Annotated in this window: 13 protein-coding genes; 8 read left to right on the plus strand and 5 right to left on the minus strand. The window is 43.3% G+C overall.

Annotated features, from left to right (window positions below):
- Positions 1-8: 8 nt before the first annotated feature.
- Positions 9-2,183, minus strand: a complete 2,175-nt coding sequence (locus V513_RS12650; RefSeq protein WP_099773006.1) for an ABC transporter permease — start codon at positions 2,181-2,183, stop codon at positions 9-11.
- A complete protein-coding gene (locus V513_RS12655; protein WP_099773007.1) occupies positions 2,176-2,844 on the minus strand; it encodes an ABC transporter ATP-binding protein in 669 nt (222 codons plus the stop codon). Before V513_RS12655 ends, V513_RS12650 begins: the two co-directional genes overlap by 8 nt.
- Before the next feature lie 204 nt (positions 2,845-3,048).
- Here V513_RS12655 and V513_RS12660 point away from each other — a divergent pair, with 204 nt between their 5' ends.
- The 7 genes from V513_RS12660 (at position 3,049) to V513_RS12685 (ending at position 11,248) form a co-directional block, all read left to right on the plus strand.
- Complete coding sequence (locus V513_RS12660; protein ID WP_099773008.1) at positions 3,049-3,618, plus strand: 5' nucleotidase, NT5C type; 570 nt, start codon at positions 3,049-3,051, stop codon at positions 3,616-3,618.
- A 19-nt stretch (positions 3,619-3,637) separates the two neighbouring features.
- Complete coding sequence (locus V513_RS12665) at positions 3,638-6,148, plus strand: alpha-amylase family glycosyl hydrolase (protein ID WP_099773009.1); 2,511 nt, start codon at positions 3,638-3,640, stop codon at positions 6,146-6,148.
- A gap of 38 nt (positions 6,149-6,186) precedes the next feature.
- A complete protein-coding gene (locus tag V513_RS12670; RefSeq protein ID WP_099773010.1) occupies positions 6,187-6,522 on the plus strand; it encodes a DUF4258 domain-containing protein in 336 nt (111 codons plus the stop codon).
- Positions 6,523-6,622: 100 nt separating this feature from the next.
- Entirely contained in the window at positions 6,623-7,054 is a 432-nt protein-coding gene (locus V513_RS14290) for a tetratricopeptide repeat protein (protein WP_257212124.1), read from the plus strand.
- Positions 7,014-8,204, plus strand: coding sequence for a tetratricopeptide repeat-containing diguanylate cyclase (locus V513_RS12675; protein WP_257212125.1), 1,191 nt, complete (start codon positions 7,014-7,016; stop codon positions 8,202-8,204). The genes V513_RS14290 and V513_RS12675 overlap by 41 nt, the downstream gene beginning before the upstream one ends.
- A gap of 14 nt (positions 8,205-8,218) precedes the next feature.
- The gene (locus tag V513_RS12680) at positions 8,219-9,784 is read left to right on the plus strand and encodes a tetratricopeptide repeat-containing diguanylate cyclase (RefSeq protein ID WP_099773011.1); all 1,566 of its coding nucleotides are present in this window, start codon (positions 8,219-8,221) and stop codon (positions 9,782-9,784) included.
- A gap of 627 nt (positions 9,785-10,411) precedes the next feature.
- A complete protein-coding gene (locus tag V513_RS12685; RefSeq protein WP_099773012.1) occupies positions 10,412-11,248 on the plus strand; it encodes an MBL fold metallo-hydrolase in 837 nt (278 codons plus the stop codon).
- Between the two features lie 546 nt (positions 11,249-11,794).
- Here V513_RS12685 and V513_RS12690 read toward each other — a convergent pair.
- Positions 11,795-12,988 carry an alpha/beta hydrolase family protein gene (locus tag V513_RS12690; RefSeq protein WP_099773013.1) on the minus strand — a complete coding sequence of 398 codons (1,194 nt, stop codon included), beginning with the start codon at positions 12,986-12,988 and terminating at the stop codon, positions 11,795-11,797.
- Between the two features lie 161 nt (positions 12,989-13,149).
- Here V513_RS12690 and V513_RS12695 point away from each other — a divergent pair, with 161 nt between their 5' ends.
- Entirely contained in the window at positions 13,150-15,978 is a 2,829-nt protein-coding gene (locus V513_RS12695) for an HD domain-containing phosphohydrolase (RefSeq protein ID WP_099773014.1), read from the plus strand.
- A 241-nt stretch (positions 15,979-16,219) separates the two neighbouring features.
- Here V513_RS12695 and V513_RS12700 read toward each other — a convergent pair whose 3' ends face one another.
- Positions 16,220-17,224 carry an alpha/beta hydrolase gene (locus V513_RS12700; RefSeq protein ID WP_099773015.1) on the minus strand — a complete coding sequence of 335 codons (1,005 nt, stop codon included), beginning with the start codon at positions 17,222-17,224 and terminating at the stop codon, positions 16,220-16,222.
- Positions 17,215-18,561 (minus strand): ATP-binding cassette domain-containing protein, encoded by a 1,347-nt coding sequence (locus tag V513_RS12705; RefSeq protein WP_099773016.1) that lies wholly within the window; start codon positions 18,559-18,561, stop codon positions 17,215-17,217. Before V513_RS12705 ends, V513_RS12700 begins: the two co-directional genes overlap by 10 nt.
- Positions 18,562-18,586 lie beyond the last annotated feature (25 nt).

Genomic DNA, 18,586 nt, shown 5'->3' on the forward strand with positions numbered 1-18,586 from the left:
TTCTACACCTATCTTTCGATAATCGACAAAGGATCCTGCCTGGATATCAGATACCTTTCCATTGCAAGACCAGAAAACAAGACAATTAGTATCATTATAAAGATTCTAAGAAAAACCTTAGCTGCCACGAATGATGAAATGTACACTCCAGACAGGAAAAATGCCCCGAATATACTCCAGCTCATTGTTCCCAGGAGAAACCCGATTGTGGCTCCTGAAAATAGCACTAAAATCAACTCCCCGAAAAGCAGCAGAGCTATTTCACCCCTTCCCTGACCAATAATGTTCCTAATAGCGAGCTCTTTTCGTCTTCCCAGAACTATCCTTGTAACAGTGACGATAGCAATAATGACAACTACGAAGAATTGAAGATATATGATAATCGAGGTTATGAGATTCATGAACTGACTCTCCTTGAGAATCTTAGCTTCGAATGAGCGACGATCTACAACCTCAACTACACCGGCTTCAGAAGCAAATAACCTGATTTCCTCAACCAGATCATCCCCAGCGTGAAAAATCAATAGCCCCTCGGCAGCAACTTCTTCTTCCACAACGATACCGGAGAGACCGTAAAGGGACGGAAGCACAACCGGTGAAGAATTGCCATAGCCGTTAACCTCTCCGCTATTTATTAGATCGAACAGGCCCTTGCTGACATAGAATGCGTTTTCTGAAGTACCTCCCACAAGTGTCGGCACAAGCTCTGAATCCTTCGATGAAACAACGGGAATGAAGATCTCTGTGGTTCCAAAGATAAGCTTCACATCTAGGTTTAAAAGTGAAGCGGGAAGTACAGCCCTGGATCGGGAAACAATCTCTTCTGGCAGTTCAATATCACCACTTTCCGTAGTTTGGACATAAGAACAACTATCGAAGAACCGACCACTATCGCGGATAGTATCGGTAAGCGAGGAAAGCAATGATCCGAAAAGCGTAACGAGAAGGGCAAAAACTATTATGTTTACAAATAGGGATCTATAGCCGTCGCTTCTCAGCGGAAATCGAAGCCACGGCAAACTTATGTTCTTAAATCTATTCTTTAGTATCCCTTTCTTCTTTTCCGAGCTCTTTAGAAGTCCCACAAGATCTCGACTCAGGTGACTCCCGATCAAAACTTGAGTGAATACAACAGTTACTGCTGGAATAACTAGTGTCCATATCGTAGAGACAAAGATATCGCCGACAAACAGACCGTTGGGCTCGAAAAATCGAGTCTCTAGATATGAAACAAGAATCCTTCCCGCAAAGAGACCAATAATCCAACCGGCGGCACACTGGTATACGGATTCAAAGAAAAGTCTCGCACCGAGGCTCGCTGGTGAATGGCCAATTGCGGCCAGAATACCGTATTCCTTTTTTCTTTCACGAATGCTGACCGAGTTAAGCATTGTAAGTCCAATTATAAACACAAGAGCAACGCAGAGATTGCACAGGAGGACTCCCAGGTAGTAACCGGAATAACTTCTTTCTATATTCTCTCTTGAAGAGATGGGACCTTGAACCCCTACTTTGAGTTCTTCACCGGCTATTCTTGACCTCAACTCACTTTCGACCGCTATTGAAAAACCTCTTTCCGAAAGCACTATGAATCCATATGCCCCTTTTCCTCCTGAAATCTCGGACGGACCGATTCCAAAAACCGAAGGGCCTTTAAGTGCAGCAACAACATTATACAGCCCTGTGCTCGCCGTCTCGAAGATCTCCTCGTACACTAGTCCTATACCGACTCCGGAGGCCTTTAAGAACGAGTCGGAAACCATTATTTCATTTGTTTTAGGGGAGAAAATCCTTCCGTCTACTATGTAAGACTGGCTCAGCTGCAAAATCCGTGCAATGTCGGTTTGCTTTATTCCGTAAACAGGAAAATTCGCTCTTGCGCTTCCAAAAAGATTGTAACCAAGATAAGCGATATCCACCTGGATTACATCTGAAATGCCTGATACGTCTGCAAAAATCTCTTTGAGGCTGTCATCGATCTCTTCTTTTCTACCGGTATCGGAAAGGTACTGCACAGTAATCCAGTTTTCGTTGATCTTCGAGATCCTGCTTCTGGTCTCTCCAAAAGAGAGAAATATCGAGCTCAAAACGATACTTACAGCGACGCCTAAAGCAACAACAAATATGAAGACTAGAATTCTCCCGGGCCTTCTCCTGAAATAAAGCCAAATGTACTTAAGCATTCACAGTATCCTCGTATACCTGCCCGTTTTCAACTTTGATCCTTCTCTTAAAATCACCGATAATTTCCGCTGAGTGAGAGACCAAGACTAGAGTCGCTCCTGATTTCGAGCAGTAAGATCTCAACAGGTTGATTACTTTTCGACCGTTTTCATCGTCGAGTGAAGCGGTCGGTTCATCGGCAAAAACGACCTTAGGATTTCCTATCAAAGCTCTCGCTACAGCTACCCTTTGGCTCTGCCCCACTGAGAGTTCATAAGGAAACCTCTTCAGCAAGTCATCAAGTCCAAGCGCAGTAGTAATCTCCTCGACTCTCCTTTTGATTCTTCGTTTATCTCTTATAGGGATCAGGATGTTTTCTCTCACAGTTAAATGATTAATCAAGAAGTGTTCCTGAAAGACAAAACCAAACTCCTTCCGCCTTAATTCCGCCTTTGCCGATGGAGTAAGAGCGGTGATTTCCTTACCTTCATATTTAACTTCGCCGCGACTTGGCTCTTTCAGAGTACTCATGATGAAGAGAAGGGAAGACTTTCCTGAACCGGAAGGGCCGAAAACTCCTACCTCTTCTCCTTGTTCTATAATTAGGTTTGTTGATTTTAGCGCTGCCAGAGCTTGTTTCTTTGTTTCATATATCAGTGCGACTTCCTTGAGTTCGAACATTCTTCTTCCTCCTTAAGAGAAGACCTTGTCTTGATTATCCCACAAACGTCATTTGATGACAAAGCTTGGTGAATACGGAATGAACGGAAACAAATCGAAACAAATTAACGGCAGGTATTGACGATTAAAGTTGCAAGAGTACTTTGGTGATTACTAGAAGAGGCACTTGTATGATATATACTTTTTCTAAGCGGAGGTGAAGCGATGAAAATTATGATAGACATAGATGATATTCTCACAAACTTCAATCTTGCATTTCTTAGAATTGCCCATGAAATGTATGATGAAGTACCGATCGAAGTCGAAGTCAAGATCTGGGATTTCTGGAAAAGCGTGCCCAACTTGACGCTTGAAATGGAAGAAAGGGTCTGGGAAAGGATTAGAAACACACCAAACTTTTACGAATCACTACCTTCATACGCAAGCGATGAAGATCTTAGGAGATTAGGAGAACTAATAGCCGAAGGTCAGCATGAGGTCTACTTCATTACTTCTCGCTTTCCCACCAAAGGGAGAAATGTTCAGACCCAATCTCAAAGATGGATTCAGGAAGAGATTGGTCAACCAGTTTCGGTAATAGTCAGTTCAAGAAAGGGCGAACTATGCGAAGTACTTGGCATTGAATTCGCGGTCGACGACGCCCCTCATCACATAGAGAACCTACTTGATCACGGGATCAATACATACATAATGGACTGGCCGTACAACAGACATATAGACCACAGACTCCGGGTCAAGAGCCTTGGCGAATTTCTCGATAGCGTTTTGATCTAATACTCAGGAGGTTAAGTGTATGAAGAAAGTATTCATCGCTCTTCTATTAATGCTTTTCGTAACACCAATCTGCCTTTCGTCAGCTGTCTGGGAGGATCAAGTAGTCTATTTTTTAATGATTGACCGGTTTTCAAATGGTGACCCATCCAACGACGACATGGGATTAGGAGAGGCTGGTAGTGACAACTCAAGATACAATGGTGGGGACTTGAAGGGAATAATCGATAAGCTAGATTATATCAAAGGACTCGGCGCGACTGCAATCTGGATTACGCCTCCCGTTGCCAACCAGTGGTGGAATCCTTGGGTCAACTACGGTGGCTACCACGGTTACTGGGCGAGAGATTTCAAAAGGATCGATGAACATTTCGGCGACATAGCTCTATATAAGGAGCTGGTAGAAAAAGCCCATGAGAAAGGTCTGCTAGTAATACAGGATATAGTTCCTAATCACGTGGGTGACTATTTTAGATTCGTGGACGGCGAATTCGAAATGAATTCAGGAAGCATTCCATCGGATTCTCCGGAGCAATACCCCTTCTCTCTGAACAATTTTGTGGAGCACAGAGACGAGAACATATATCACTGGACACCTGACATATCTGATTTCAACGACCAGGATCAGAAGTTCAACTATCAGATGTCGGGACTCGATGACTTGAACACGGAAAACCCTTCAGTAATCTCTGCGTTGAAGGATTCTTATACTTTCTGGATAGATGAGGCTGACATCGATGGATTCAGAATAGACACCGTGATCTACGTGCCCCACGAATTCTGGAGGGAATTCTTGAATGGAGAGTCTGGTGTTTACGAAATCGCCAGCAAGAACGGCAAATTGAACTTCCTGACATTTGGTGAAGCCTGGGTAAGAAGCGACCCATTTGAAGACACTGGAGAAAGAGTTATTGGGGAGTTCTTCGAATCTGGCATGAATGCAATGCTCGATTTTCCGCTGAATATTGAGCTCCGAAGTGTTTTCAAGGAGGGAAAACCTACTGCCAATTTGGGGTACAGACTCGAGACAAGGCAGAGTTATTTCAACCACACTAGACTCTTAACCTTCATAGATAATCATGATATGGAGAGGTTTCTTAAGGGAGCGGGATTAGCAAGCCTCAAGCAGGCGCTGGCCTTCATCTTCACTGTTCCTGGGATACCAGTTGTGTATTACGGTACGGAACAGGGCTTCGTTGAAACAAGAGAGGCAATGTTTGAAGACGGCTTCCAATCTGGCGGATTGAACCACTTTGAAACGCAATCTGAGTTATATAAGTACACGAGCGATTTGGCCAAACTCAGGCTTGAGCATCCTGCATTAAGATACGGAAGAGTTGAAGTCCTGAAATCCGATCCCAATGGGCCCGGGATCTTTGCTTACAGCCTGGAGCATGGCAACGAAAAAATCTACGTCATAATGAACACTGCAGGTGAGCGGCGGATTCTAGCAAACATGGAGTCAGGCTTGGCTGAGGGTCAGGTAATTCAGCCGGTTTACACCTTCAACTCGCTTTCGAAAAGCTATACGGTAGATAAGGACGGAAAACTCTTAATGACAATGAATCCCCGCTCAGTATATGTTGGCATGGCTTCAGAGGAATATCAATCGGTTGATTCCCCCGAAATCCAGTTCAATGCAAATCTAGAATATGCTCAGAAGATTGCTTCGACATATACGATCACAGGAACTGCCTCAGGAGCTTCTTCTGCAAGGATAATCTTTGATGCAAGGATTGAGGAGGCCGAAGATATAGAAATCGAAGATGGACAGTGGTCTTACGAGTGGGACATATCGAAGTTCGATCCTGGAATTCACTCGATTCTCTTTAAAGTTTACGGAAGAACGAAAAGGGAGTCAATTTACAGTGAGGACTATACAGTTGTTCTCGACATACCGGAACTGCTCTTGTCTTCGCTTTCCGATCCAGAAGGAGACGACAAAGGACCGGAGGGAAGATACGAGTATCCAACGGATATCTCTTTCAAGAATCAGATGGACCTGTTGGGAGTTGAATTGAGACAGATAGGAGCATCGCTTTCTCTTAACATGAGAATCAAGGATTTGACTGACACGTGGGGACCACAAAACGGATTCGATCATGTCACTTTCCAGATATTCATCGATGATCCCCACAAGACTGGTTCAACGGTCCTGCCTTTTTTGAATGCAACTATGCCGGCCGGACTTGACTGGGATTATTTCATCTTTGCAAACGGTTGGTCGATTGTTGCGTATTCTGCAGAAGGAAGCGGCCCCAAGTCATTCGGCACAGCAATATCTCCAACTCCTCTTGTACAGACAAACAAAATGAAGAGCGAGGTAGTACTAAGGATTCCCGGTGAAACCATCGGGAGACCAGAAAGCCTAAATGGATTCAAAGTATACATAACAACCTGGGATTTCGATGGTATCGAAGCCGTTTACCGGGACATCTATCCAGAACCTAAGAGCTACCATTTCGGAGGCGGTAGTAAGGAGGATCCGTATATAATGGATGACATACTGCTAAAGATAGGGGAAAGCGACTAGATTTAAAAATCGCAGAGCAGAACATCTTGGAGGCAGATATGTTCTTCACCTTAGTGGTGATTATTGCAGTTATAGTCGTTGCATTTCTCATAAAAGGTTTAAGCGAGAAAGATGAAGTAGCAAAGAGAGAAGAGGAACGGGAAATCTCTTTCAGTCAGCATGCCGTTCAAAGAATGGATGAAAGAGGAATCGAAACGGATAGGGTAATTAGAGTCCTTGAAGAAGGCATAAGGGTACAGATAGCAAACTACAACAGACTGAAAGTGTCGGACGATGAAATGACGGTTATACTGGAAAAGAGGCTTAATAATTTTGAAGTGATCACGGTATATTGGAATGATGATGATCACGAAGATACGGACTTTATTCCTTGATTAAGCTTCCACTTACCATATTCAGGGAGGCGCTTTAGCTCTATCTCGTGAATAATTAGAAGCACTTACATCCAGAGAAATACAAGAAATGGAGACAGTGATGGAAGACAATACGGAAATCAAAGATAGAGTTGTTGAGTTGCTGACGGAATACATGTCGGTTCCAGAAAGCGATCTTTCCCTAAAGATAACTTATCTGAATAAAGCTATCTCCAGCCTTAATCATCAGGGAAATACACTTGCCGCCCACGGAATCGTTGAAAGGGAGATAAGAAGATTCGATAATTGTGATTCTTTGGAAATGGCAGTGCTTTTGAACTCCATGATTAAACTGAGTGCGCTTGTAGGAGATTTCGCGGGCGCAGTCGAGTATTCCAGAAGGGCTCAGACAATCTGCAGAGAAAAAGAGGAAGAGGGATTGCTAACCAGAGTCTTGATTAACACCTCAGGGATCTACTTCAAAATGAAAGAGTATGATAAGGCTTTTTCGAATGCGAACAAAGCGCTGCAAATGGCCAGAAAAAAATGGTGACGAGACTAATACAGCCTGTTGTTTGAACAATATTGCGGTGATTCTTGAGAACTCGGAAACTGGTAAATCTGGAATTCCGTATCTTGAAGAAGCGATTTTAATCAAAGAGAAGAACAACATGAAGGATGAATTGCCCAACAGCTATTTGAATCTGGCAGAGCTCTATTACGATTCGGGAAAGAAGAAAGAGGCCTCTGAATTACTCCAAAGAGCAACTACTATGGCAAGGGAAAACGGGGATGAGCGAGCTCTGACAGAGACAATGAAGTACAGGGCACGCTTTTTGAAGGCCGAAGGTGAGCTCTTCTCAGCACTGGAGCTGTTGACAGGAGTAAGCGAGTATCACCAAAAAAACGGAAACAATACGGAGCTGCTAGACGTACTGAATGAGATCTCTTCAATACATGAGTTAATGGGTAATGCGAATGAAGCTTTGCAAACATTCAAACTGATAACGGAACTGAATCGTACAATATTCAAAGAAGAACAAGCGCGTTCATTAGCACAACTCGAGTCATCTTTCGAAGCAAGAGAAAACCTCAGAGAAATGCGTTCTCTTCTTGAGCAGAACAGTGAACTCAGAAAAGTCAATGAAGAAATTTCAGAGAAGAACAACGAACTGCATGACATGAAACGCAGGCTTGAGAAAACCAATAAGCTTCTCGAAAGGCAGGCCGAAACCGATTCGCTAACCGGTTTGCTTAACCATAGAAAGATGCGGACTACAATGGAAAACGAAATCGCAAGAGCAGAGAGATACGGCACTCCTCTTACGATGATAATGATCGATCTGGACAACTTCAAATTCGTGAACGACTCATATGGTCATCTAAAGGGTGATGAGGTTCTTTCGGAAATTGGAAGAATCATCAAGTCTTCTATTAGAAAAAATGATTTTGCCTTCAGGTATGGAGGAGAAGAGTTCCTCGTTCTGCTGCCGTTAGCTGATCTAGACAAGGCAACCGAAGTCTATTCAAGGTTGAAGGAATCCTTTCGCCAAGAACTGGAGATAACGGTTTCATTCAGTGCAGGTGCAAGAGAGTGGAATGGCGAGTCGGCAGACAAATACATTGCCGTTGTGGATAAGCTACTCTATGAAGCCAAAACAAAGGGAAAGGACAGATTGGAAACAAGCCAGGCTACTTCTTGAAAAGGGTGGATGAGATGGATCATATAAAACAGGAAAAGAGTTTTGCAGACTTGTATGAAGAATATCTGTCCAAAGATGAATCGGAGTTTGATTCGAGAATTTCGCTTCTCAAAAGGATTCAGAGATCCCTCGTTGATTCTGGAGAAACCCAGATTGCGTTTGAAATTGTTGGCAGAGAGTTGGAAAAAATCGGGAATCAATGCAGTTCTGAACTTGGCTTTGTCTATAATTCAATGATAAGAATTAGCTGTCAATCAGGCGAGTTTTCGAAGGCTCTGGAGTATGCTGCCAGCGCGATATCTGTCTTTGATGAGCTTGGGGATGATTCACGATTGCCTATGATCTATAACAACATTGCCGGCGTATACCTCAAAATGGGAGAATTCGAGACTTCTCTCGAATATATTGATAAAGCTATCGATCTCTCTCAGAGAAATAATGACAATCACTCTCTCGCCAAATATCTCAACAACAAGGGAATCGCAGTTGAGAATATTAAAGGTGATGGTTCAGGAGCGGTATTTATCGAGAAGGCCATTGAGCTCAAAGAAGAGAACTCACTCAAAAGTGACCTACCCAACAGCTACATGAATCTTGCTGATATTTATACGTACACGGGCAAAGAGGATGAAGCACATTATCTTCTGAAAAGAGCTAGAGAGGTTGCCAACGAGATTGAAGATGAGTTTTCTCTTGCAGAAGTCTGCCGTTATGAGGCGAACTATTACAGAGCTATTGGTGAATTAGGTTCGGCCCTAGAGTCCCTTAACACTTCTCTCGAATATCACAAATCAAAAGGCAACAAATCGGAGATTCTTCAGAGACTTACAGTCATTTCAGAGATACAGGAGATTGTAGGTGACGTTGAAGGAGCTCTGGAAACCCATAGAGAAATATCTAAGCTGAACGCAGAGATTTTCAAAGAAGAGGAAGCGAGAATGGTCGCAAAGTTGCGATCATCCTTCTCCACGATGCAAAAACTCAAAGAAATCGAAAGTATGGCAAAGAGAAATCGACAACTCGATGAAGCGAACAGATTGATAGTCCAAAAGAACGAAGAACTATTAGAAATGCAAAGTCAGCTTTCATCGGCAAATCAGTTGTTGAAGGAAAGGGCTGAAACCGACTCGCTGACTGGGCTGATGAATCAAAAGAAGATGTTTGAAATAGTTGAGTACGAGATCAATAGAGCCAAGAGATATGGCAACAGGTTATCCGTAATCATGCTAGATATTGATGATTTTAAAGTCATCAATGATACTTTCGGTCATCAGAAGGGTGATGAAATTCTCGAATCTCTTTCCTCGCTTATTATATCCAGTATCAGGAAGATTGATTATGCCTTTCGGTATGGGGGAGAGGAATTCGTTATTTTGCTTCCTTCAACAGGAGTTGAGGGAGCTTTTTCCACTGCGCAGAGAATAAGTGAGTCACTGAAGAGAACTAACGAAATACCTGTGACCATTAGCATTGGAGTTGCCGAATGGAGTGACGAATCGGTTAATGATCTCTTGCTTGAAGTTGATACTTTGATGTATGAAGCAAAGAACACAGGAAAGAACAGGATCGTGTCCCGCTGAAGATCTGAAATGCACTTTGCTTTGCGAGATGTCAAGCGAAATCTGCTTATGAAATGTCATGATATAGGGCAGGAGGGACAGAAAGTTTCATCAAAATGAGTTTTGCGTTTCAACGACTTAGAAAGAAGTGCATGAATCTCCTAAAGTCTGAACTTGATTCTTTGAAAACCCCAGTTACCATGAAATCGGTTAGTCACTCTGCATAGACGAATCGAGGAGTCTCTTGGAGACGCTTCGCTCTGATTATTTGTTCAGCTGCCGACGGTTGGTCAGCGTTGGTTATATAGATACCATTTGAAAGGCAGAGAATCCATGAAGACAACGACCGACAGGAACTACAGTGCGTAATAAAGTAAGGCTCAAGCTATTCTTTGAAGCCGACCGATTTCGAAGGACCATGCTGGGCATTGAGAAGCCAGAAATACTGGGATCCTTTGGCGGGTCTTCTTTGCCCAGTTTTATGGAAAGAATCTCCCTTGATTCGAAGAAAAGTCAGATGATTCCATAAGAGTGTTTACATTGCAAGCTTTTTTGCCAGGGATAAGATTTTTCCCCAATCTGCATTGACTTTTTGTTACTTATCCACAATGATAATTTTCAACAATCATCCAATTTGGAGGAGAAAAAATGAGAGTCCTATTTCTTGGAACTGCAGCTTACGAAGGACATCCGAACGTATTCTGTGATTGCGACAATTGCAGAAAGGTCAGAGAGGCCGGTCCAGACAACTTCCGTTTGACCTCGGCCGTTCTTGTTAATGATGACCTGTTGATTGATTTTGGGCCAAACATTATGGCCGGCGCTCAAAAGACCGGGAGCACACTTTTCAATGTCAGAACTCTTCTGATAACTCATTCTCATTCAGACCATCTATATCTGCCTAACTTTGGTTACAGAATGGACAGATACAATGCTTCTTATGAAAGACTTTCTCCGATGAGTGTGCTAGCGAATTCGACTGTTCTGTCGTTGATTTCGGATTCAGTGTACTTTGATCCCGACAAAACTATTTTGTTAATTGCAGAAGCTTACAAAGAAACTGTGCTTAACGATTACAGCGTGATACCTATTCCCGCTGTCCACAAAGTGAAGGAAGGTGAACAGGCTCTGTTATTCTTGATTAAGAAGAAGGGTAAATCCTTCTTCTATGCCACAGATACAGGCCCTTTAGATGAATTTTCACTAAGACTGATAAAGAGTTTCTTGGACTCTCCTTTGGATCTAGTAGCGATAGATTCAACCCTTGGATTCATGAAAGAGGTCACATTCCCCTATCATCAAACTGCAGAACAGGTTGTCTCGACAGTGGAAACAATGAGAAGAAACGGAATAATGGACGACAGAACCAAGATTTACGCGCACCACTTCTCCCACTATCCTAATCCAACGCAGAGTGAACTCGAACAGTTCTACGTTCGCTTCGGAATTGCTGTCGCATATGATGGTCTTTCATTGGAAATATAGACTGTATGTCCCAAAGAATCACAGAAGATCTCTCGAATCATTCCGTTCTTTCAATTTAGATAATACTCAATCTGTTCAGCTGATACCAAACAAAAGGCCCTCTGGTAAAGACTTCGAGAGAAGTCAATCCAGGCCTTTTGCCAGCCTTCCCGAGACTTCTCCTAGCAGTATTTGTAACCTCCTGTCAGGGAGTGAATCTAAGAAAAGTGACGGTTGTCATCGACCCCGAGATCGTGTATCAAAGCTATGCGGAACATAATAGAAGAAGAACTACCTCCTGACATTGCCCGAAGCTCTCCTTGCCTAATGCTTGACTCCTCAATTAACTACGCAAATGATCCAGGACAATATAAGTCTTATTGAAATAAATGCAAAATTACGTCCCACAATTCTTTTGAACACAGTTTACTCTTCGGCGGAATTTGGCTCTCAAATAACGTGCCGCTGAGACTTCTCTCCTTCTAAGCAGAATGCTCTCAACGGGCACGATAGTGAATACAGCAATCACTATTTCAGTCGTACCTTTGATGCTAAAAGAGGAAAACATTACCTAGGGATCTCATGGATCCCCTTGAATACTCTCACATCATCCCTTTGAAGAAGTCTCGACAGTAATTCACTTTCACTCAAATTGCCAAATGTATATTCGAGGAAGCTGTGAATAATGTCGTAGAGATAGTATTCGCCACCGCTCTTCATAAAACTACCAGTGAAGTCAAGAAAATGAGCTAACGGCGACAGATGATCTAGCATTGCAAAATCCGGATGCCTGGCTTCGGAGATCTTTATATGTAAGGGAGGAAAAACACTGTTTTCAATCAGATCCGATATCCTTCCCGATTCTTCTCGGAATTTCCACTCATCGGTTTCAATAATAAGTGAAGGTATTCCAATACCCTCTTCAATCTCATTGTCATTGAGCATGAAAAGCGCTGGATCGTATGAAAGCAAAGCCTTTATTCGACTGCCATCAAATGACGCAAAGTTTACAACTCCGCCACCTCCAGAGTGACCAAATGCAGCAACTCTGTCAAGATCAAATATACCCGCCAGCTGATGTTCACTTTCGTTCAATTTGGACAAACTGTCTATTACAAAAGACAGATCATCAGCCATCAACTCCATAGAAAGCCTGGCACCTTCTTCAAATGTCTCAGCTCCAGGAAGATCGAGCACTCTATCTCTACTGAAGTGAAACTGACTACCGTCGGAAAATTCCACGACTGATGCGGCATACGGATGCTCAATACCTACCACGACAAAACCTCTGCTAGCCAAATACTCCGCGAATGAAAAATACAAGGGAACTATAGCCGGCATCCCTGGAGATAAGATTACTACCGGTAGATTATTTGCATCGGCCGAAGGAGCCGCGCCAATAAATGAATTAGTTTTGACGGCTCTCAAATGCTGAAACAGTATGGGTGGAAGATTATAATTATCGGCGAGGCTGTTCACAAAAAGCGAATGGCTCCTGAACCATGGGCTTCTTCTCTTACCCAACGTATCATCCGAGGGATACCATATATCAATCACGAGCCTGCGGGTCATTTCTCCGCCGGAAAATGGGTCGATTCTGCTGTTATCATCCAGCTCAATAATCTCGACTCCGACTTCGTACTTACCACCTGGGCCGGGAATCGTCGAAGTGGGAAAGAGGTATGCAAGGCTACCAATCAACACAAGTGAGAATAATCCAATAATCAAACCAATATCTACACTTCCATGAGTTTTTCTCAACACAATCACCTCTTTTCAATTATTACACACTGGTGGCGCCAAAACAGACCCCAGTGTGATCGAACGTTTGTCGACAAATACTCTTGTCTCTCCACACAGATTTAGGCCGCATAATGTTATAGTAAATTTTGAGGAAGATAGCCTTCTTCTGGGAGTGTGTTATGAGAAAAGCATTTTCAATTGTTTTCTTCATGGTATTATCTCTGACTTTGTTTGGACAGATGAAATACATATTCAGTGGCGATATCGATTACCCGCCTTTCGAATATGAGAACGAAAGAGGAATACCCGTTGGCTTCAACGTTGATATTATTCGGGCAATATCAAAGGCCCTCGATTTCGAGATTGAAATAGAACTCAGAACATGGGCAGGCGCTAGATCTGCACTTGAATCCGGTCAAATTGACGGTTTGCTGGGGATGTACTACTCAGAAGGCAGAAGTTTTCTCGTAGATTTCTCCAATCCACACACAATCCTTCATGGTTCAATCTTTTACAACAAACAAACCGAGGGATTTTCTTCTTTAAGTGATCTTAGAGAGTCCAAGGTGTCAGTGCAAAAGGGCGATTTGATGGATGAGCTTGTAACCAGTGAGGGAGTGGGTAGCGAAGTTGTGAGGGTTGAATCTCCTGAAATTGCATTGCGAATGCTTGAGAACGGCGAGGTCGATGCTGTACTTATGAATACTCTTCAGGGATTATTTCTCATCGAAGAGCTCTCGCTGATGAACGTAATGGCTTCTGAACATCCAGTCACACGTCTTGAATACTGTTTTGCCGTGAAACAGGGTGACTCCGAGCTGCTCTCTTTGTTGAATGAAGGACTCTCAATAATCTCTTCGACGGGCGAATACAGGCAGATCTTCAACAAGTGGTTCGGCAATATTAATGCTGAAGACAGTAGCGGTGATATGCTCTATTGGCTCTTCGTCGCAATTCCCGTGGCAAGCGTTGTTTTCCTGATGCTGATTTTAATGTACTTCTGGAACAGAACTCTGAGAAGACAGGTAAAGGAGAAGACGGCTTCTCTGAGTGCAAAGCTTGAAGAGGAAAGATCTGTAAAAGCCCAGCTATCACTTTCAATGGAAAGATACAGATCGATGTCGGAGACGATTTCCGATTACTACTACGAGACTGAGTTCCCGAGCGATGGAAAGGATCCTGAGATCTGGAGAAGTGAATCATACGAAAGGATTAGCGGATACAGCCTTGATTTCCCGGAACCTAGAGAATTCAACTGGGAGACTATAATTCATCCCGAAGATCTGGATTGTTACAAACAGCATTTGGAAGAAGTGGGGTCGGGCAAAGAAGAAAAAATAGAGTACCGAATTATTAGAAGAGACGGAGCTCTGAGATGGGTTAGCGAGTTTTCAAAGCCGAAGTACTGTGGCGGAGGATCGAAAATTAAAGGGATCTGTGGAGCAGTTAGAGACATTACGGATGAGAAACTGGCAAAGGAAGAACTTGAAAGAACAAAGGACAAAGTGTCAAAACTCCATTTTGTCGCCCTCAAAATGGAGAAGTCAAATGAAGAGGACACTATATATCACTCAATAATCGATGCATCGGTTAATATATTGGGCATGGAGAAGTTCAGCCTATATCTCCTATATGACCAGGAGTTAGTGACACTCGAAAGCCAAGGAGAGGTGGCGTCCGTCCAGGGATACCTTTTCAGGAGCGGGGTACTAAGAGACTGCGTTGAAACTGGCAAATCCGCATTTATTGAAAGCTCATCTATAAGAAAAGTTGTTCCCGACTGTAAAGACTCGGTTTCAATTGTTCCGATGAAAAGCATTGGTGCCCTAGTGTCTTACCATGATTCTCCAATGAAACAGGAAGAAATCAAGATGGTTGAGACCTTGATGGCCCATGCGGTTGAAGCGATTTGGAGAATCAGATCCGACAGGGAGATTCATTATGTGACATTTCACGACCAGCTTACCGCGCTGTACAACAGATCATTCTTCGAGGAAGAGATAGACAGGCTAAACGTGAAGCGTCAGATGCCGATAAGTATCGTGATGGGCGATGTAAATGGACTGAAAATCGTCAACGATGCCTTCGGGCATCTCGAAGGCGACCGACTTTTGAAAGCGGTTGCCGACTGCCTTAAATCTTCTGTAAGATCCGACGACATCATTGCTCGATGGGGAGGAGATGAATTCATAATGCTCCTTCCTCAAACCGATGCTCAGTCAGCAGAGTCTCTGGTTAACAGGATTAAAAAGGCTTTGAATCAGGTAACTGGTTTCAGCCTTCCAATCAGTGTCTCCTTTGGTATAGGAACCAAGTCCGACATCGACCAGGACTTCAGCGAAACCCTTGTGTCGGCAGAAGAAAAGATGTACAGGGATAAGCTCTTGAACAACATATCGATGAGGAACAAGACAGTTGAGGTCCTTGAGAGGAGTCTTCTCAACAAGAGCTATGAAACGGAAGAACGCAATGAGAGAATTAAGACAATAAGCAGAGACTTCGGAAAGTCTATCGGTTTGAATGAAGCTGAACTTGACAACCTCTTGCTCCTCGGCGCTCTCCATGATATTGGGAAGATTGCAGTTCCCGAAGAGATCCTTACCAAAGCCGGAAGTTTAACGGCCGAGGAATGGAAGAAGATTAAATCTCATCCGGAGGCTGGATTTAGGATAGCTCTTTCCTCACCTGAACTTATCGGGATAGCGGATGAAATTCTTAGTCATCATGAGTGGTGGGACGGTTCAGGTTATCCCAGGGGTCTTAAGGGTGAATCAATTCCACTCCTCGCCAGAATAATCTCCATCATTGATGCTTACGATGTTATGTTAAGCGGAAGACCATATAAGCATCCCGTTTCCTCTGAAGAGGCCGTTGAAGAACTAAGAACGTGCGCAGGAAAGCAGTTCGATCCCAATCTTGTAGATTCTTTTGTAAGTTTCTTGGGCCTAAAGAAACAGATTTCGATTAGCTGTTCGAAAGGAATCTGTCATACTGAGAAACAAGACTGATTTTTCGTCTTCTCCAAGGCGAAAAAATGAGTGTGTAGGTTATCCGAATGGACTGAAAAAGAAGCAACAGATAGGTCATGTGCTACTGCCAGTCAGAAGGTTTACTCTTGAATCAGTTGAAGAGTTTAGGGAAAATACAGTTTAGTCGCACGCTGCTTGGCAAGAGTGGTTAATTAAAAGTATCGGCTTTGGTCAGCAAAAGTTGAGTAAGAAGAGAAATTGTTTTCCATTTGCCTGGCGACTACTCATTAGTTGGCTTAGTACTTTCCAAGAGCCTAAGGTTTCTTCTGGCCTCCTTTATTCCCAGTTCTTTGAGTATGAACTTACCAAGAGCATACTCAAAGGGAAACCAGGATACATGTCCTACAGGCACAATATACCTCTTTGGTCTTCCGAAGGCTTCCCAAAGCTGTTTTCTAGTTTCTATGGGGAGAGTTTTGTCGAAAAAAGCCTCGATCATCGTTACTTTCTTTCTGTCACTGAAACGGGCATAGGCGAGAGGATCTATCTTGAACAAAGGATGAAGATCGGACTCGATCAGTTCGTTTGCACTTTTCATAAGCTTCACTGCACGAGCATCCTCTTCGAATCTAGCATTTAACTTCGCTTCGTCGTTGAGATAGCCCTCCTTTCCCGAGCCGCTCCTAAGTGAATTACGAATTGATTTCAATACCGGTGACTGCCATATTATTTTCGCAATATTACCTCCAACGGTCATCAATATCATGTCGTTTATTCTTTGATCGATAGCGTTTACGATCGTAGAGATCATTCCACCTAGGCAGTAACCAAAAAGGCAGTTGTTATCCCACCAGAGTTTCTCTTGTTGAAGGAGATCGATGGTTGTCATTGTATCCACAACTGCCTGCTCCCAGAAAACAATCAACCTTCTGAGATCAGGAGAAAAGAAGTCTTTTCCACTGGTTGAACCGGTTGCCGTTCGTGTGTAATTTCCCGGAAGGATCATCACAGAAGCCTGCAAACCGGCGCTTGCAAGATGGCTTCCCATCCAGAACAAAAATGGGATATTTACCGTTCCCAGTCCATGAAGAATGATTATCGAGCCTACAGCTCTTTCTTTTGGTGAGAAATTGTAAATTTCAACGTTTTCTGTTCCCCTGATCTTGTTCCTGTAGAGAGATGGATACTTGATAATCGAACATCTATAGTGTTTCCCTTTGAAAATGTACCCGCTGGAAAACTCAATCTTCTTCTTCTCGTAAGAGAAATCAGGGTTCATTTGCATTTGTTCATTATCCTTGTGCAAAGCCTGCCGCTCATGATTTCGTCGGAAATTACCACGGCGGCTTTGGAACGGTCAGCAATCTCCTGCAGAACCTCTGCGAGGGCTCTCGTCGAAACTGGGTCCAATCCCATTAAAGGTCTAATAAAGATAAAGAGATCGCAAGCATCGAATCTCAAATGCGAAAGTTTTGTATCGTCTTCGCGCATTAGACCGGAGAAACCGGGAGCTCTTCCCAACCCAGCAAGAAAACTCTTCACGGAAACCAAGCTTTCTTTGTTTAAAATGAAACTCTTTTTCAGTGATCTATTTGAGGTGAATTTACGAGACTTTTTCAACATGATTTGCGAAACAAGACCAGTGTTCTTCAAATTTGAGGAGAAGTATTTTTCGGCCTCGCTAGAATGACCTCTGGAGGAGAATCTTTCAAAGAAGTTCTTCGCTTCTCGAAGCATTGCCACAGAGTTCTCGGAGAAAGGGTCCTGCCTTGTAAGCGCCCTTGTGAATTCTCTAACCGAAACTCCGTTGTCACAGGAAATACAGAGAACCTCTCCCCTTTTCAACCTCAGATCGAGCCCGGTATCTGCCAGGTTATCTATGTCGATTAACGGTTCACCTTCAACTGGTGCTACTGAGTACTCAGGTGAGACACCCAGCAGCTTCCATATATCACTTTCCTTAGTTTGCTGTGGAAGAGGTTTGATGCCAGAATAGTCCATAAAGAATAGACGATCGCCCAGTATCATCACTTCTGGATCGGACGTTGTGACTAGAACGGCCACTCCTCCTTTTTTAAATGAGTCAATCATTTCAAGGAGTTTCATCCGGGCTGCACCACGTACAAAAGTAAAGAGGTCATCCAAAATGAGAACCTTCGGCCTGGAAAACGCTGCAACTGCAAACTCGAGAAGAACCTGATCATCAGATGAAAAAGAAGAGACTTTCGACGAAGGATCGAACTCCAGGCCAAGCTGCTCAAGAAAACGAGAGACTTGATCGTTCATCTTTCTTCTGCTAATCGTGAACTTGTCACTCCCAAGTAAGATGTTTTCAGCGACCGTGAGATCCGGAACTAACATGTACTCCTGATAAATGGCACTTATGCCTAGACGTCTTGCCTCGGCGATCGATGTCAAATCCACTGGAGAGCCCTCAAATATTATCTTTCCAGAATCGGGCAGGATGTCACCGCTGATTGTCTTTACAAGAATAGATTTGCCGGAACCGTTAATCCCTCCAAGAACTGTAAGCTGCCCACTTTCAAGCTCTATGTCAGCGTTCCTAAAGACGTTGTTTTCACCAAAGTTTTTTCTAAGACCTTTCGTTTCAAGAATCCCCATATTTTTCAACTCCGACTTTTGAAGT

Origin of the sequence: Mesotoga sp. H07.pep.5.3, from assembly GCF_002752615.1 — a bacterium.
GTDB lineage: Bacteria > Thermotogota > Thermotogae > Petrotogales > Kosmotogaceae > Mesotoga > Mesotoga prima.

Bases quoted from the DNA above. Each gene is read 5' to 3' on its own strand.
- V513_RS12670 (WP_099773010.1), top strand. From the start codon at position 6,187: ATGTTCTTCACCTTAGTGGTGATTATTGCAGTTATAGTCGTTGCATTT.
- V513_RS12680 (WP_099773011.1), top strand. From the start codon at position 8,219: ATGGATCATATAAAACAGGAAAAGAGTTTTGCAGACTTGTATGAAGAA.
- V513_RS12660 (WP_099773008.1), top strand. From the start codon at position 3,049: ATGAAAATTATGATAGACATAGATGATATTCTCACAAACTTCAATCTT.
- V513_RS12685 (WP_099773012.1), top strand. From the start codon at position 10,412: ATGAGAGTCCTATTTCTTGGAACTGCAGCTTACGAAGGACATCCGAAC.
- V513_RS12650 (WP_099773006.1), bottom strand. From the start codon at position 2,183: ATGCTTAAGTACATTTGGCTTTATTTCAGGAGAAGGCCCGGGAGAATT.
- V513_RS12700 (WP_099773015.1), bottom strand. From the start codon at position 17,224: ATGCAAATGAACCCTGATTTCTCTTACGAGAAGAAGAAGATTGAGTTT.
- V513_RS12655 (WP_099773007.1), bottom strand. From the start codon at position 2,844: ATGTTCGAACTCAAGGAAGTCGCACTGATATATGAAACAAAGAAACAA.
- V513_RS12705 (WP_099773016.1), bottom strand. From the start codon at position 18,561: ATGGGGATTCTTGAAACGAAAGGTCTTAGAAAAAACTTTGGTGAAAAC.
- V513_RS12665 (WP_099773009.1), top strand. From the start codon at position 3,638: ATGAAGAAAGTATTCATCGCTCTTCTATTAATGCTTTTCGTAACACCA.
- V513_RS12675 (WP_257212125.1), top strand. From the start codon at position 7,014: ATGCGAACAAAGCGCTGCAAATGGCCAGAAAAAAATGGTGACGAGACT.
- V513_RS14290 (WP_257212124.1), top strand. From the start codon at position 6,623: ATGGAAGACAATACGGAAATCAAAGATAGAGTTGTTGAGTTGCTGACG.
- V513_RS12695 (WP_099773014.1), top strand. From the start codon at position 13,150: ATGAGAAAAGCATTTTCAATTGTTTTCTTCATGGTATTATCTCTGACT.